A 17,036-nucleotide genomic window follows, 5' to 3' on the forward strand; every position below is an offset into this window, starting at 1 on the left:
TTCATTACTCCTTAACAATTGATTGCATTAATATGGACAACGTTACTTTTCCCATATAATAAATGCTTTTCCAAGGTGTAATTGAAGACTCACCACCTTGTCGTCCCTGCATATTGGCTGTAACTTCTTTTATTCGCATCTTTTTTCTGCTTAAATGCATCAGCACCTCAGGCTCTGGATAATCTTTCGGATAATCATTAGCAAACAATTCAATAACATGACGGTTTATAGCGCGATATCCCGAAGTTGGGTCAGTATAGCTTTTTTTAGTTAATAACTTTAAAATTACATAAAAGTAATAAATCCCTATTCTTCTTAGTTTACTTCCTTTATAATCTGTTCTGTGCAAAAATCTTGAACCAATAACCATATCTTCCTCATCATTTATAATTGGTGTGATTAAATCAAATAAATCACTCGTTTTATGCTGTCCATCTGCATCAAACTGTACTGCTATGTCAAATCCTTGGTTATAGGCATATTTGTAACCAGTCTGGACTGCCCCACCAATTCCTAAATTCTGTGAAAGATCTAGTTGAACTACATCAAATGTACTCACAATATCCTTTGTCCGGTCTGTTGAGCCATCATTCACAACACATATCTCTAAATTTCGTATTTCCTCTTTTAGCTCCACTAAGCTAGATAAAGTCTTTCCAATAGTATCTTGTTCATTATAGGCAGGTACTATAATGAGTGTTTTAGGAATACTTTCTAAGCACACGATCATCATCCTCCTTCTTAATTTTTTTAAAGAGCAGATGAGGTTGTTCCATCTTCCCAAAAATGAACCAATAGTAAGAAGTTATTCGGAAAATAAGTCGTACTACAAACCAGCTTAAAAAAGTAACAAGGAAAAATGTAATTACTTGCCAGCTATGATATACGATTGGTGATCCACTACTTACAAATTGTCTAAAAATCATTAAAAATAATGGGTGGATTAAATAAATCCCAAAGGAAGTTGCACCAATTTCCATAAAAAACAGTTTTGTTTTTGGACTAAAGGTTTTATTTGTAATATGCGCTAAATAAAATAATAATAAACCTGCAAATAGCGCATAAGTTGCCCAAGTGAATTCCCCTAAATAACTTGCCACAAGATAAGGTAGATTCTCTGATATAGCTGGAAATACATTAGTTCTTACCAAGTACATATATCCTGTATAAAGTATTAATATGACACCGTACCCAATGCTTAAAGGAATAATGATTCGATCTTTAAAAAATGGCTGTTTAAATTTATTTTTTAAGTCTGTATAATAAATTCCAAGATATGCACCAATAAAGTAGAAGGACAGATAAGATAAAGATACTGAGCCTTTCCATGGAATATGGAAATAAGCATCATTTAGCAAAACCCATATCCACTGGACAATTAAACCAATAATAATAGCGTATTTCCTTAAAAAAAGGGACTTCTTAAAAACCACTAGCAATAGCGGAAATAACAAATAAAATTGCACACTGATAAACACAAAATACAAATGTGTATGTGCTTTTCCTAAAGCTAGTAAAAGCAAAAATCGGTTAATTGCATATGATATGTTTGGATAATCATAATAAACATACATTTTAATAACAAAGTAAAGTAGTGAGAATATAACATAAGGAATTATAATAAACTTCAGTCGTTTTACATAGAAGCGTTTTATTAATCCCCTATTTACCTCTCTCGGAAAATAATTGTAAAACAATACAAAACTACTGAGCATGATAAACGTAGGAGTACCTAACTTCCCAGCAATATTAAAAAAATTGTATATTGGAAAAAGTATGGAATCTGGTTCTATATTTGTTACTCCGCTTGAAGAAGAGTGGACAATTAAAACAGCAAAAATAGCAAAAGCCCTTGCTATTTGTATCTCATCTAATGATTTTTTCTTTAAATTATTCATTACTATCACCATATCTATGTCATTAAGCTTAGTAATAATTACTAACTTGTTTAATTTCCTATCTTGATTTAACTCTTTCTAGCTTTAACCATTTTAATAAAGGGCGATAGCTCTCACTGATTATTCCTGTCAATTCAACTAATAACTCTACTATTATCAGTATTAAAAAGAGAATAATAATTGAACTCCACATTTCTGAACGATTTAGCATGATGCCGGCTAAGCTAAATAGCGAGCTCATTCCATAAATTAATATGACGGTTTGCTTATGCGTATATCCCAATTTGAGAATACAATGATGTAAATGTGATTTATCTGGTGCAGATATTGGTTTTTTGTGTATAATACGACGAATAATCGCAAATAAAGTATCTAAAATTGGAATTGCTAAAATAATGATAGGCACTAAAAGCGAAAATAAAGCTACATTTTTAAATAAACCAGTAACTGCAATGACACTAATCATATACCCCAAAAATAAGGACCCGGTGTCACCCATAAATATTTTTGCTGGGTAGAAATTAAATATAAGAAATCCAAGTGTACTACCAAGCATCATAAAAGAAATTAATGCAATTGGTATATTCCCCATAGAAACTGCTAAGCCGGATATTGTTAAGAAAGCAATAGCTGCAATCCCGGCTGCTAGTCCATCTAATCCATCAATTAAATTAATTGCATTTGTAATAGCAACAATCCAAAGAATTGTTATTGGTATGGCAAGAAAACCAAATTCAATTCGATCAGCAAATGGTATCGTTATAAAGTCTATCTTGAATCCTCCAATAACTGGTATGGTAGCAGCTACTAATTGCATAATAAATTTGAATTTAGCCGATTTTTGAAATAAATCATCTAAAATTCCAACAAACACAATTATTGTTGCACCTATCATAATAGGCAAGTAATGAATCGTGTTTGGTAAAAACACTAAAAATCCAATTAAAAAACTGACATAGATAGCGAGTCCACCTAATCTCGGCATTATTTTTTCATGCACTTTTCTGTAATTCGGTTTATCTGTTGCTCCAATTTTAATTGCTATACTTTTAACCAGGGGTGTTAAAATTACTGCTGCAACAAAACATATAATAATCGCGCTATAAATCATAGGAATCCTCCTGCATACACTAACTCTATCTCTCTTGTCTGTTCAGAAAAAATATTTAGTTGCAGAAGAACAACGCTGTCATCTTGTTATTTCTTTAATAAATGACCGCGTCTTAATAACTTGCAACTGTGTGAAAGATAAAGATGATTACTTTCTATTTTTAAACGATAGCTTTGTTAAATTCGGTTATATCATTACTGCTTTTAAAGTTTTTGTACCTTTCCAATTCATCAGTTGTAATAAGTATAGATGGATATTTGTTAAAACGTTGCATTTGCTCAATACTATTTACTGTCCAAGCAACTACCTGAACACCTAGCTCATCAAACCTTTTAACATATTTATCTCTTATTCCATCATGTTTTACCGCTAGATACTCGGCATTTAGCTTATTAATAAGCCTGAAATGAGAGCGTTTCATTTTATTTACGAGGGGGCCTATTTTAATATCTTTAGATAGACTTCTTAGTTTCATAAGGGAATGATGATTAAATGAAATAACGTAAACTTGATCAAGCATCTCCATTTGTTGTATTACTTGAAATACATTCTCTTCTAATGAATCGTATAGTTTAGTATTCTTCATTTCAATGGAAACAGTAACTTTATTTTTTGCTAGGTAAAGTACCTCTTCTAATGTTGGAATAGTTTCTTTTTCATGTATTTTGAACTGTTTCAGTTCATCCAAATTATAGTTTTTAATTTCTCCGCTTCCATTTGTCATTCGGTCTATTTTATAATCATGCATGACAACGGGAATACCATCTTTGCTTAAGTGAACGTCCAACTCTATATGAGTAAAACCTAGTTCAATAGCGGCATGAAAGGAAGACATTGTATTTTCTGGATACTTAGCCGGATATCCCCTGTGTCCTATCCCTCTAATAGACATAAATAACTCTCCTTTTCATTTAAAGAATGTATTTTTAGATTAGTTCTATTATAGATATTGAATATTGAGTGCATATTAGATAAAAGTAAAGAATTTGTAAATTTTTAAGATTTTTCATTAATACTTTTAATTAGAAATAGATATTCAATCATAACATTATGAAAATACACTTAGAATATAAGACAAAGTTCATTGTTTATTTCTAAACATATCTTTCCTTATCGAAGTAATATTTCTTCACTTTCATGAACGAAATTAAACAAATATGTGATATATGTCTCAATCAGATCTAAAAAAGATGACTCCTGTTCAATACAGAAATCATCTTTTAGATACAGCATAATTTTATTAAGTTTTTAATAAAAGATACATTTTAATAGTTCTCTAGCATTTTATAAATTCCAGTTTTTCGCTTCAATTTTTTTCGATCCCAAGATCAAATAATTTAACTCTTCTTTCGGAATTTTATTAAATTCTTCGCGTTTAACAAAATAAAAGCCAACCCCCAACATAATCCAGACTGCCAAAGCAATTTGTGATTGGAGTCCTAGAAAAGCTGGTGAACCAGGAATTAACAGTAATGCTAAGAAAATTAAACTAGCAAACATTCCGACCCCTGAAATAATTTTTTTAAATGGCGATACGATATGCTTTTTCCGATCAAATGAAGCTGTTTTTTTTGTTTTAAACAACGTAAATGCTGTATAACATGTATAAAAATAAGCAATGGTTACACCAACAGAAGACATGTCTACTACCCATAATAATGCTTCTCTGCCGAACCATGGTGCAAACGCAGATATAACGACCGTAAAAAAGATCCCAATATAAGGGGTTTTATATTTAGGATGAAGTTTTGAAAATGATACTGGCAATATCTTTGCTCGTGACATCGCAAATAATAAGCGACTGGAAGAAATAATAAAACCGTTTAACCCTGTAAATACACCCATGGTCAATGCAGTTACTAAAAGTGCTAAACCGATTGTACCGAGTAATTCTTGTATCGCGGCACCTGCTCCCCATACGTTGCTTTCAGCTACTAAACCTTCCCACGGCTGTGTCATAGCAGTGGCTAAAATCATAAGGCTGTATAAAACTGCTGCAAAAAAGATTGCTAGAATAATTAAGGAAAATGCTTTTTTGGAAGAAAAATGAAATTCTTCAGCTGCTTGCGGTACATTATCAAAACCGACATAAGCCCAAGGAGCAATTGCTACAATCGAGATAATCGCTGCCCAAGCAGTCGTGTCGGATGGAAAATATGGTTGTACATTTGCAAGACCAGACCCTGGTTGAGCACCGACCATCCATGTAATAATTAATATACTTCCAATCATTACGCTACAAAAAATAAATTGCATACGTCCGGATATTCCTGTTCCTCGGATATTAAAGTAACCAAATGCTCCTAAAGCGATGGATGCGATAATTATTTCCATTCCATACACATCCCAGCCAGCAATTTGATAGAGCGGGAAGTTTTCAATAAGTGTAGGAAAAACAAATTTAAGCATTAAAGCAAAAGCAGATGCATTTAACGCAACAATACATATATATCCTAATGTTAAAAACCAACCACTAATAAATGCATGCTTGCGCCCCAAGCTAATAAATGCATAAGCAAATTCTCCACCTGTTACTGGAAAACTCTTAATTAAAAACCCGTAGCTCACAGCAATTACCATCATTAATAATGCACCAATTGCTAAGCCAATAATAACTCCCATAGGCCCTGCTGTTGCCATCCATGTTGTAGGTTGAACAAAAGCCCCCCAACCAATCGATGAACCTAAAGCAATTGCCCAAACCCAATGCGCCTTTAAAGATTTTTTTAGTGTCGTTCTTTCCTCCATGAAACCGGATCTCCCTTTTCAAATCAAATTAACCTACCATTATGCTTACTTGTAAAATGCTGGTACATTGTACGATTATTGTACAAGCTACCATTGTGTTAAAATAGCTTAGTCTCGTTTTCTATCATCCTCATCATACAAAATGCACAGCTATATGAAATAAACGGTATTCTTTGCTATTCCTGTTTTATGCATAGGTTAAACCTGTTTGGGGTCGATTTATCCAATGAAGCTTCAATCAGTGGAATATTTTGTTCCCACTGATTATTAGTTTCCACATGGGTTTACTCAAAGACCACTGACAAAATGAGGCATTTGACTTGCGATTGGATTTTCTCTACTTTTTTGCTGATTTCGCATCGTAGGTGGAAGGGAAGGGTTACTGCCAGTTACAGGTAAAATAATAGCGGATTGATTCTGTAAATTTTTCCTCTCAAAGAGACTAAAAGCAACTATTTACCGTATCTTTGCTTCATTTGCTGTAAATATTCTGCTGAATTCCCTTTAGGAATGCTTAAGCTTTTCCACTCGTTACCTTTCAGCTGTTTCCCAATATATACAATTTGTCCAACATGCGAAGCATAATGAGCAAGCTGTCTTTCAACAGCTTCTAGCACCAGAATTGGCTGCTCTCGTATCTTTACATGTTTTCGCAAATCTTCTGCTGATATTTGCTCCAATGCGTCAAATAACACGGACCAACCCTCGTTCCATACAGTAAGCAATTCTTGTTTCGATTGAATCGTATTTATAAATTCCTGATCACGATGGCGATTACTTTTTTCTCCATCCGTCGTTAAAAAGTTTGTCCACCTTGACAGCATATTGCCTCTCATATGCTTAACAATTACTGCAATACTATTGGAAGCCTCATTAAATGTCCAATGTATATCTGTTTCATCCAGCTGCTCAAAAGTGCCATCTCCCTGTTCCTTTATTTGCGCAAACCTTCGTTTAATTACCTGCAAATATATATTCCCCAATTCCATAAATGCATTCTCTCCCTTTTCATATATAAGATTAGCTAAAACTTTATACAATGAGACTTCCCGTGGGGTTTTCTTCATCCCCCATGGATTGTTAGTTGAATGAATCGGACTTTTACTGCTGTTGATCACCCACTTATAATTCTCGTCTTTTCCTCGAATTCTTGAATTCGGGATCTTATAGCCAGTTAACCTGCGATAAATTACTACTTTTCGCAATTAATATACAAATAAAAGCATCATCCATTGCAATCTCCAAATAGAAAAATCGTTTTATAAATTTCATCTATCATTTTTTCACATAACGAAGGCAGTTTATTTGACCGAGAATGTTTTCTTATACAAACCATGACGCCGCAAGCACCTAATTTTATAGGTTCCTATAAAATCAAAAAGACCCGGCTCTCCAAAGAGCACCGAGTCCTCACCATATCATTTAACCAAACACCGTCCACAGCTTACCGAACATGATCCATAGTTTTGAAAACAGATAGGAGAAGAAATTCTCAAATTCATTCCCTTCTTCACCTTCATCTTCTTTGCTATCCTCATGTTTCGTGACAGTATATGTTTTAACTGTTTCATGCCCTGCTAAATCAACGACTTTAAACTCAAATTCATTTTTTCCGTCTTCTAATTCAAGTTCTACTTCTATTTGCTCGTTGAAGCTATTTTTTCCGTAAGGTTCAGAAAGCTCGTGTTTATAAACATGGTCCCCATCAACAAATACGTTTATATCATCAAAATTATCACGCACTTTCGCTTTTACTGTAAGCGTATCTTCTTTTGTTTTCTTTTTCCCTTTAATATTTAATTTTGCTTCCTTCGTATCGACAAAATAACGGCGTCCTATTTCCGTTTCATTCCCAAGATTGTCCACTGCTTTCATATGTTTGAAATAGTATCCGTCCTTTTTGTGCTTAACAGATAAGGAAAATTCATAGCGTTTGTTTTCTTTATTAAACTCCAGTGTTGCTTTTTTGCCATCTATAGTTACTTCTTTCACACCAGATTTATCCGTTACATAACCAGAGAAAACAACTTCTCGCTGATTATCCACTCCTAGATTCTCTGGAGTAATTAAGCGTAAATCAGGTGCAGTTTTATCTGGCTCCTGCATCTCTGCTTTGACCTCTGTTTCATTTCCTGCATAATCCTGTACTCGTACCGTTATCGTTGCGTCAGGATCTATATCCGATAAAGGATGCTCTTTTTCGCCATTCACATAAGGCTCTTCCAGCACAGGCTCCTTATTTACAAAAACCTCCCAAGAAGCAACACCACTTCCTTTTTTAGCATCTTGTGCTGAAACCGTAAGCTTTTCATCATCAAAGCTATACGTTGCTTCTACTTTGGGAGCTGTTGTATCCAAAATTATTGGGAGTTGCAACGTTTGCCATTCTGCGCCTTTATAATCGATTTTTGCTTCTGCCTGTAAATAATAGTTTCCTTCTGGAGCAGGTTTTCCTTTAATCTTGCCATCCCAAACTCTGTCGGAAGAAATAGAATAATAGGTTCCATTTCCGGAATCATAATAATCTTTTCTAATTCCTGACTCTAAACGGATGGTACGAATTTTTTTCCCTTGTTCATCTAGTACGGTAAACCGCGCTTCTTTTGCATTTCTTAAAAATGACAATATTGGCAGAGCATCATCTTTTATGCCATCATCATTCGGAGAAAAGGCAATTTTTTCAGGATCGATCTCTCCAGTGGCTAAATCTTCTCCTAAATAGTTATACTGCATGTCTCCATTTTCATCTTTACCGGTAGAAGTGACCACCCCTGTCATACCATAAAATGAATCCTCTTCCCATACTGGTTGATCAAAAATCGATGCTTTGTCCCATTTCCCTTTAAAGCCTACATAAGGAACAGTTAACTGTGGATGTGAGTCTGTTCGATCTGTTAACCTAACAAACCCTTCTAACCAGTACCCACTTGTAAATACTTCCGATAATTGGTTATCAACAGAGCTTACATCAACGGTTACGGTAAAGGTAGTCTTCCCATTTGCAGGCACTTCTATCGTTGCCTGTTCTTTCCCATTAATTGTTACAATGTCTCCTAGATCGTTAGACGGTAAAAGATTTGGTGCCGTAACGAAATTTTCATTGCTATTTGCAGCTGTATCCGTTTGAGCAGTTGCTGTTACATCATAACTCACAGCCGTATCTTGGAAATTTTCTGCAGTTAATTCAAAAGAAACCCGGTTCTCAGAAATCTCTTTTAGTGCAACTTTTGCTTCCTTTGTTTTCGATTCTGTAACTACAACTGGCGTAGTTAGTGCTGCATGAAGCTGCATGATACCGGAGCCTTGACGCCGTGGAGAAACTGGTTCCTCTTCAAACTGTATTTGGTCTGCCGTATTCATTATGACGTTTTTGGCAAACTGAATCCGGTCTGCCTGCTCATAACCAAACTCCTCATCGACACGCTGTAAAACTAGCGCCCCACCTCCAGCTACATGCGGTGCAGCCATCGATGTTCCGCTCATTAAACCGTATTGATTATCGTTTAATGTAGAATAGATTTGCCCTCCCGGGGCGGTTATTTCTGGCTTGAAGTCAAGATTTGGCGTAAGCCCCCAAGAAGTGAATGCACTCATTTTCCCAGCGTCCGGGTTGTCAATCGTGGTCGTTTCACCGGAAAATACGATATTCACTGGCTTCTCTTCTGCTAATGCTGCTGCAAGTTTATCGCCATCACTTTTTAACATAAATAACTGCGGAATGGTGATCTCAGCGGAGGTAGCCATCCTGATAATCCCATCCGTATTATTATAAATAATAACGCCAGCAGCACCGGCAGCTTGTGCATTTAACGCTTTATCCGTAAAAGCCAATTCGCCACGTTGGATTAATGCATATTTTCCTTCTGGATCTTTTCCTTCAAAGTCTTCAGGATACCCAAGCCCAGCATCGAATACAGGGAAGGAAGTGCCATCGGCATCAGGACTTGTATTGCCTGCTGATAAAAAGGCTGCTGACTCTTTTTGATCGTCAATGGTATAGGTTAACTTATCTACTTCCATAAATGTATTTTCAAATGAAGCAACCTGGAGTGAATCAGAAGAGACACCTGGTGATCCTGCTACACCATAATCCGGATTAGCCGCATCAGGATAAGCAAATCCATCACCAAATAAAGCATTATTACCGGCAGAAATGGACATAAGTACCCCATTTTCGACAGCACGAGAAACAGCTTGTTGCTCAGGTGCATCATCATTGACATAGCCAGCTGGCGAACCTAAGCTCATATTTAAAGCGTCTGCGCCTAGCTTAATCGCATCATCAATTGCTTTCACATAAATATCGCCAAAAGTAGACTGCATTTCTGGGTCATTTCCAAACACTTTCAATGCAAGCAGCTGTGCTTCTGGAGCAACCCCAACAACACCGCTACTCTCTTCATTTCCATTTGCTGCAACAGTACCTGCAACATGCATACCGTGATAGTTTGCTCCAGCATGTATTTCTCGTATTTCACCATTGTTATCCATATAATTGTAGCCATATGGGATTTTTTCTGTATAAAATTTTCCCGGAAGCGATTCGTTATCGACGATCTGTTCCACTTCATCTTCTGTTAGTTCAGCAGTTTGTTCATCAGATAACATCATATCCTGGTGAGTTGGGTCAATCCCGGTATCAATAATACCAACAACCATCCCTTCCCCCTTAAAGTCATATTCTCTCCAAGCCTGCTGTGCTTCTACTAATTCTTTACTATATTTCATATCCGGTATAGCAATTGGGCGTTTGTACTCATTTACGGTATGAACCTTTTTTACGTTATTCATTTCTTTAATTTTTTCCAGATCACCTTGCTTTACTTCTGCACTAAAGCCATTGACAACCGTTGTAAATTCCTCGTAATAGGTTGCATCGACTTTTTTCTGCTTCATTTCTTCTTTTACCGACTTTTGTTTTTTCTTGGCGCCGTTTTCCAATTTTTTCTTTTCATTTTTCGGCATTTGCTTAAACATTATGCCTTTTTTTGTTGCTATTTCTATTGCTGGTTTATCTTCCACTTCTACAATGACTCGGACCTTTTTATTAGGATTACTCGTTTCTTTTAATTTTTCTGATGTAAGGTCTGGCTGATTTTTCATCTGAGGTAATTGCTTCACTGCATGCACCGTGGAAAAACTGCTAAACATAAGTAAAAATACAAATAACATAATAAAAGAGCGTTTAATGGTCAATCTTAGCTTCATACAATTTCCCCCTTGGATTAAAATGTTAATTTTTGAACAACATTATGAACGATAGAATATTAGGAAGGGAACAGATGTTCAAAAAGGCTACATAATATGTCATAATGACTGTTTTTTAGATCCGTATCATCAGAAAAATCACCCTTTCTATTTCAATCTAAATATTCTGATATATTAAATCATATTAAAGTTGGTAATATATAGGAAGTGTAAATAGTCCTGTATTCAAATAGAGCAGATTTGTCCTTTTCGACAAATAACTACAGTTTTTCACCAGACTTATGGACTAGATATCAACGTGCTGAACAAAATCATAAGATAGATTTTTCGTGATATAATTGATGTTTTTTTAGAAATATTTGATTTTCCTGCGATATTTCAAGGATAGACACAATTAAGATGGAGAAGCATGATATGTTTTTTAACATAAAAATGCGCTGTAGTTCGCACAGTTAGTCCTTTTTCCCTACTAGTATTAGAAAATAAAACCTAGGAAATAAAATGACAAACGACATCTAATCTATAAAGTGAATCTTCAATCAGTGGGGGTTTTCATTCATCCTCTACTGATTGTTAGTACCGTAATGGTATGATCTAAAGGCCGCTTACGAAACAGGGCATTTAGGTGCTGTTATCTCCCACTTAGACTTGTTGCAGTACAGATTTATCCAACTCCTGAAGTGGAGTCGTACAGCACCTTATATACGGGATAAAAAGCAACCCTCCGTTAAAATAGGACATTTGCAGTAGTTTTCGTCAAATTTCGCTAACCTACTTTCAAACTATTTTTCATGGCAAAATGATAATTTAAGTGCAAGGATAGTTGCGGTCTAATTTAATTGTTAACACAACACACTAAAAACCCCTCAAACAAAGTGGTAGAGGGGTTTTTTAATCAAAATAATCATTAAAACCAGTTTGTGTGAAAGACGCCTTCTTTGTCTTTTCGTTGGTACGTGTGCGCACCGAAGTAATCACGCTGTGCTTGTACCAGGTTTGCTGGTAAATCAGCGGAACGATAACTGTCATAATAAGCAATGGCACTTGAAAAAGCTGGTACAGCAATTCCATGCTTAATTGCAATAGCGACGACTTCACGCAGGGCGTCTTGGTAGTTTTTTACGATTTCTTTAAAATATGGATCAAGCAGTAAATTAGCTAAATCCGGTGTTCTTTCGTATGCATCTTTAATCTTTTGCAGGAATTGTGCACGAATAATACATCCCCCGCGCCAGATCATCGCAATCTCACCGTAATTCAAATTCCAATCATTCTCTTCTGATTGCGCACGCATTTGTGCGAACCCTTGAGCATAGGAACAAATTTTACTCATATATAGTGCTTTTCTTACCGCTTCAATAAGCTCTTTTTTATCGCCAGTAAATTCCTTTTTCTCTGGACCATGCAGCTCTTCACTTGCGCGTACGCGCTCATCCTTCATGGCAGAAATAAAACGTGCAAATACGGACTCGGTAATTAATGGAAGAGGTACACCTAAATCAAGAGCGTTTTTACTTGTCCACTTTCCAGTTCCTTTTTGTCCTGCCGTATCTAGAATAACGTCAACTAATGGTTTTCCAGTTTCTTCATCTTTTTTGGTGAAAATATCTGCTGTGATCTCGATAAGATAACTGTCTAATTCGCCTTTATTCCAATCTGCAAATACTTCATGCAACTCGTCTGCTTCCATTCCAAGCACATGCTTTAAAATAAAGTACGCTTCTGCTATAAGCTGCATATCTCCATATTCAATACCGTTGTGCACCATTTTTACATAATGCCCTGCGCCATCTGGTCCAATATATGTTGTACAAGCAGCTCCATCTACTTTGGCTGCAATAGCTTCAAAAATTGGCGCTACTAGCTCATGCGCTTCTTTTTGACCTCCTGGCATAATGGAAGGTCCCTTTAACGCTCCCTCTTCTCCACCTGATACACCTGTGCCGATAAAATGTATGCCTGATTTTTCAAGGGCCTTATTACGACGTATCGTATCTTCATAAAGCGTATTACCACCATCAATTAAAATATCGCCTTTCTCCAAATATGGAAGAAGCGATTCAATGGTCGCATCTGTTGGAGCACCAGCTTTTACCATTAATAATATTTTTCGTGGTTTTTCCAGTGATTCCACAAATTCCTCGATTGTTTTAGTACCTTTAAATTGTTTTCCTTTTGCTTCATTGTCCAAAAAAGCATCTGTTTTATCGCCAGAACGGTTATAAACGGTAACCGAATAGCCACGGCTTTCAATATTTAATGCTAAGTTTTTCCCCATTACTGCTAAACCGATAACACCAATTTGTTGTTTTTCCATGTTTTGTAGGTCATTCCCTTCCAGGTTCTTACATCATGTTCAATGATAATGGTACAACTTCTTTTATTATAATAAACTTTTCACATTTTGACGATTGATTATGTTTATTGATCTCTTTTTCGCTTGGTAATGAGCAGGCGAAGCATACGTAAAACCGGTCGCTTCCCTCCCATCACTATTCCAGCCATTTCGGCAAACAAATGGAGCAGAATAAGCACAATGATCGTAATGATAAAGGCGACTGTTATACTTGCATTGGAAAACAGCACCGCCATGATGCCAAACAATCCACTAAACCCGTATATGATTAATACTGTTTTACGATGACTATACCCTGCTTGTAAAAGTTGATAATGAATATGCTTATTATCAGGCATCATAATATTCTCTTTATTATATGCTCTTCTTGCAATGGCAAACAGTGTGTCAAATATTGGTACAGCCAAGACAATAATTGGAATAACAAAGCTAAACAAAGCAACATTTTTAAATAAACCAAGCATGGAAACTACCGCAATCATATAGCCTAAAAAATTGGAGCCTGTATCACCCATATAAATTTTGGCAGGGTAAAAATTGTGATATAAAAAACCGAGATTGCTGCCAATTAACACGATACATAAATAAGCGACTATGATTTGCATATCAATAAAAGCCATGACACAAATACTGATTAAAGCAATCGTTGTTACCCCAGTTGCTAAACCATCTAGTCCATCAATTAAATTAATTGCATTGGTAATCCCGACCACCCAGAGAACCGTAATTAGTACACTTGCAAATCCCAATTCAACGGTGCCAAAGAGCGGAAGCGTCAATTTTTCAATAATCAGCCCAGAAGAAACCAAAAACGAAGCTGCGATCAATTGTCCTGTTAATTTAACAACTGGCTGAATGCTGAAACGATCATCTAGAGCACCGGTTATAATAATAACAACTGCTCCAGCAGCAATTTCAGCTAAATGCGGGTGGCTTGGTTGTAAATATACTAACCCTGCAACCATACCAAAAAAAATGGCTAAGCCTCCAAGCCGAGGCGTTACTTTCGTATGTATTTTGCGATAATTGGGGAAGTCAACGGCACCGATAAAGATAGCTAATCTCTTTACGGGATATGTCAGCAAAAAAGAAGTAATAACTGCAATCCCAAAGGCTATAATTAAATCCACATAATTTATCATATTATTCTCCTAATATTCTTAGCTGTGTTCCTCTTAGTTTGAATTATAATAATCGACTTAAATTATATCGAATCCTAGCAGTTTTTAGCAAATTTTATTGTACAGAATCGTCAAACATGATAGGCTAATTTTAAAAGTTAGCATTAGGATAGTGAAACTTATCTGGATGTTACGATTTAACTTATTGCAAGGTAAGTAGCTCAAGGCTTTGTCCAATAGGCATTAAGAAAAACAGAATAAACCTGTTGGAGATTATCATTTCATACAATGTAGCAAATAAAATGAACAAAGGCGAGGGGCGCCCGTTTAGCAACGTAGCGAATGGAACGAATCAACTAAAGATTTAGGAATCATGCCCCTAAAAACAGGGGTATGCCGACGGCTGAGCGGCAAGCCCGTTTTTAGTCGGCCTTCCTCTTTACCACGAACCGATGAGGCCTTATCGTAGGGCGCATTTCTAAAGTCGCCTAGTTGCTGAGCGATGGAGCCGGACGTGGCTAGTCGGTTATTTCGTTATCCCCAAGCACTTAAGTGAAAAAAACGCTATTTACCATTATATAACTTATTTATTTTAGGTAGTCTTTCAAGAATCTAAACATTATAAAGCAAAGTTTTTCATCATAGATGGTGGCTTGCGCTCTTGGCGAGCCATGCTGGTTTCTTATCTTTTAAAATCAATCCAGCTTTAACCGGACAAGCGACAAGACATAGCCATTTTCACCAATTTTAAGGAAGGAGGTTGTTTCCATGAGCCCGTATGTATTTGTTGCAGCAGCTGCTCTAGCAATGATCCCCATTTTAGCACTCTTTAAAATAAATGTGGAAAAGTTAAAACAAGACCCTAGTCTACAAGCAAGAGTTCAAAACAATATGATGATTGGTGTAGCAATAAGCGAAGGTCTTCCAATACTATTGATTGTTTACGGCTTTTCTCAGATGGAAAGCGTAGCTGAAATTTCAGAGCTATACACACCGGCAATCATTCTATTATTTCTCGTTATCTTTGCGGTATTCTTTATTTTTTTACAGAAAAAAGTAGATGTGCCGGAGGAAGCTAAAGCTATGGTCACACAATTTTCTTTAATTAGTACATTCCTAGTACTCGCGATCCCTATTATTTCCATCGTAGCATTATTTATGATGCTGCCTTAATTACCTAGACCTACACGGATAAAGTGTAAACAGCTGCTTTTAGCTCCAAATGTGGGCTTACCATACATAACTATAACTTATGTAAAGACTGGGATATAACCAAACCAGCGCTGCTGATTCAAAAAACGAACAATAAAGTAGACCCAATAAGTAGGGGGTTCTTTTATCCCCTACTTATTGTTAGTACCATAATGGTATGACCTAAAGACCACTAAACGAATCGAGTATTTAGGCGCTAATATCTACTGCTTCACTTGTCGTACTTGAAGTCGGAGTCTAACCTTATAAGCGGGATAAATGGATCGTTCGGCTATTGCTATATCGTATTTGCTTTTGTCCCAACCCCATTTAGAACTATCATTTAATTAGTTTTCCCCTTATTTTCCATATCTGATTCTAGACGTTGAATAAATTCTTCTGCTGCACTATAGCCTTGTTGTTTTAAATACCAGTTATTTGCCGCAGCTTCAATTAAGCCGACGACATCGCGTCCTGGTTGCAATTGAATTTCTATTGTAGGTATAGTAACCCCCATATAATCATTCGTCTTTGTTTCAAGTTCCAATTCATTGTTTAAAGCATCTTTTTCCCATTCTGTTAAATGAATATCCAATGCGATACGTGTTTCTTCTTGAAACGCCTTCCTTCCATACAAACGAACGACATTTAGTAAACCGACACTTCGTAAAGCGAGAAACTCTTTATTCGTTTCATTATGTGTTCCTAATAAAGTATCCGGACCGAGTTTTTTTAAAACAACGATATCGTCCGCCACTAATCGATGCCCTCTACCTATCAACGTGTGGGCAATTTCACTTTTTCCAATCCCTGATTTTCCACGAATGAGTATTCCAAGCCCAAAAATGTTAACACAAACAGCATGAATTGCTGTTTCCGGTGCTAATGACTTGATCATATAAGCATCATATTTTTCAATAAAAGTGGATGTAGGCTCTTTTGTACGAAGTAGTGGAATACCCTCTTCATTACAAAATTGAGTTAAATACATCAATCCTTCTTGTTCGGAGGTTACAATAAAACAAGGCGGATGGTATTTCACGATATTGCCAATTCGCGACCTTCTTTCATCATGGGTTAATTGATGTAAATAGGCGATCTCCTTTTTCCCTAACACCTGAACATGCTCCATTGGGAAAAAATCAAAAAAACCGATAAATTCCAGCCCAGGGCGATGTGTTCGCGGCTTCGTTATTAAACGCTCTAATTCATCATTTCCTGCCAAAATTTCTAAATTGAATTGTTTTGCTAATTGCTTTACGGTGATGGATTTCATCATGAATACGCTCCATTTCTATATCCCAGTATATCATTATATACGAACAGAAACATGAAAGGGTTCCACACGGATTACTAATGTACATGAAGAACACTTATTGTTAAATTGTACTAATACCGTTAGT

General features: G+C 36.1%; 11 protein-coding genes. 1 reads left to right on the forward strand and 10 read right to left on the reverse strand.

The annotated features are described in order from the left end of the window. Positions 1 to 4: 4 nt before the first annotated feature. The 9 genes from KBP50_RS19525 to KBP50_RS19565 form a co-directional block, all read right to left on the reverse strand. A complete protein-coding gene (locus KBP50_RS19525) occupies positions 5 to 724 on the reverse strand; it encodes a glycosyltransferase family 2 protein (protein WP_280528725.1) in 720 nt (239 codons plus the stop codon). Next, entirely contained in the window at positions 702 to 1,898 is a 1,197-nt protein-coding gene (locus KBP50_RS19530) for an acyltransferase (protein WP_050351019.1), read from the reverse strand. The genes KBP50_RS19525 and KBP50_RS19530 overlap by 23 nt, the downstream gene beginning before the upstream one ends. Positions 1,899 to 1,956: 58 nt before the next feature. Next, positions 1,957 to 3,009: a glycosyltransferase family 4 protein gene (locus KBP50_RS19535; RefSeq protein WP_050351018.1), complete on the reverse strand. Its 1,053-nt coding sequence runs from the start codon at positions 3,007 to 3,009 to the stop codon at positions 1,957 to 1,959. Positions 3,010 to 3,169: 160 nt separating this feature from the next. Then, positions 3,170 to 3,901, reverse strand: coding sequence for a glycerophosphodiester phosphodiesterase (locus KBP50_RS19540; RefSeq protein WP_050351017.1), 732 nt, complete (start codon positions 3,899 to 3,901; stop codon positions 3,170 to 3,172). 392 nt (positions 3,902 to 4,293) lie between these two features. After that, positions 4,294 to 5,757, reverse strand: a complete 1,464-nt coding sequence (locus tag KBP50_RS19545) for an APC family permease (RefSeq protein ID WP_050351016.1) — start codon at positions 5,755 to 5,757, stop codon at positions 4,294 to 4,296. A gap of 452 nt (positions 5,758 to 6,209) precedes the next feature. Beyond that, positions 6,210 to 6,962: a DUF1572 family protein gene (locus tag KBP50_RS19550; RefSeq protein ID WP_328219425.1), complete on the reverse strand. Its 753-nt coding sequence runs from the start codon at positions 6,960 to 6,962 to the stop codon at positions 6,210 to 6,212. A gap of 217 nt (positions 6,963 to 7,179) precedes the next feature. Further along, positions 7,180 to 10,965 (reverse strand): S8 family serine peptidase, encoded by a 3,786-nt coding sequence (locus tag KBP50_RS22570; RefSeq protein ID WP_050351015.1) that lies wholly within the window; start codon positions 10,963 to 10,965, stop codon positions 7,180 to 7,182. Positions 10,966 to 11,872: 907 nt separating this feature from the next. Next, a complete protein-coding gene (gene gndA, locus KBP50_RS19560) occupies positions 11,873 to 13,282 on the reverse strand; it encodes an NADP-dependent phosphogluconate dehydrogenase (protein WP_050351014.1) in 1,410 nt (469 codons plus the stop codon). Between the two features lie 104 nt (positions 13,283 to 13,386). Continuing rightward, on the reverse strand, positions 13,387 to 14,463 hold the full coding sequence (locus KBP50_RS19565) for a glycosyltransferase family 4 protein (protein ID WP_050351013.1): 1,077 nt from the start codon (positions 14,461 to 14,463) through the stop codon (positions 13,387 to 13,389). 747 nt (positions 14,464 to 15,210) lie between these two features. Here KBP50_RS19565 and KBP50_RS19570 point away from each other — a divergent pair. Next, entirely contained in the window at positions 15,211 to 15,615 is a 405-nt protein-coding gene (locus KBP50_RS19570; RefSeq protein ID WP_050351012.1) for a hypothetical protein, read from the forward strand. A gap of 361 nt (positions 15,616 to 15,976) precedes the next feature. Here the strand turns inward: KBP50_RS19570 and hprK are convergent, their stop codons facing one another. Continuing rightward, positions 15,977 to 16,909 (reverse strand): HPr(Ser) kinase/phosphatase, encoded by a 933-nt coding sequence (gene hprK, locus KBP50_RS19575; RefSeq protein ID WP_050351173.1) that lies wholly within the window; start codon positions 16,907 to 16,909, stop codon positions 15,977 to 15,979. Between the last annotated feature and the right edge of the window lie 127 nt (positions 16,910 to 17,036).

Source organism: Virgibacillus pantothenticus (assembly GCF_018075365.1).
GTDB lineage: Bacteria > Bacillota > Bacilli > Bacillales > Amphibacillaceae > Virgibacillus > Virgibacillus pantothenticus.

Excerpts from the sequence above, each read along its gene's own strand:
- hprK (WP_050351173.1), bottom strand. The coding sequence starts at position 16,909 with ATGAAATCCATCACCGTAAAGCAATTAGCAAAACAATTCAATTTAGAA.
- KBP50_RS19540 (WP_050351017.1), bottom strand. The coding sequence starts at position 3,901 with ATGTCTATTAGAGGGATAGGACACAGGGGATATCCGGCTAAGTATCCA.
- KBP50_RS19545 (WP_050351016.1), bottom strand. The coding sequence starts at position 5,757 with ATGGAGGAAAGAACGACACTAAAAAAATCTTTAAAGGCGCATTGGGTT.
- gndA (WP_050351014.1), bottom strand. The coding sequence starts at position 13,282 with ATGGAAAAACAACAAATTGGTGTTATCGGTTTAGCAGTAATGGGGAAA.
- KBP50_RS19570 (WP_050351012.1), top strand. The coding sequence starts at position 15,211 with ATGAGCCCGTATGTATTTGTTGCAGCAGCTGCTCTAGCAATGATCCCC.
- KBP50_RS19535 (WP_050351018.1), bottom strand. The coding sequence starts at position 3,009 with ATGATTTATAGCGCGATTATTATATGTTTTGTTGCAGCAGTAATTTTA.
- KBP50_RS19565 (WP_050351013.1), bottom strand. The coding sequence starts at position 14,463 with ATGATAAATTATGTGGATTTAATTATAGCCTTTGGGATTGCAGTTATT.
- KBP50_RS22570 (WP_050351015.1), bottom strand. The coding sequence starts at position 10,965 with ATGAAGCTAAGATTGACCATTAAACGCTCTTTTATTATGTTATTTGTA.
- KBP50_RS19530 (WP_050351019.1), bottom strand. The coding sequence starts at position 1,898 with ATGAATAATTTAAAGAAAAAATCATTAGATGAGATACAAATAGCAAGG.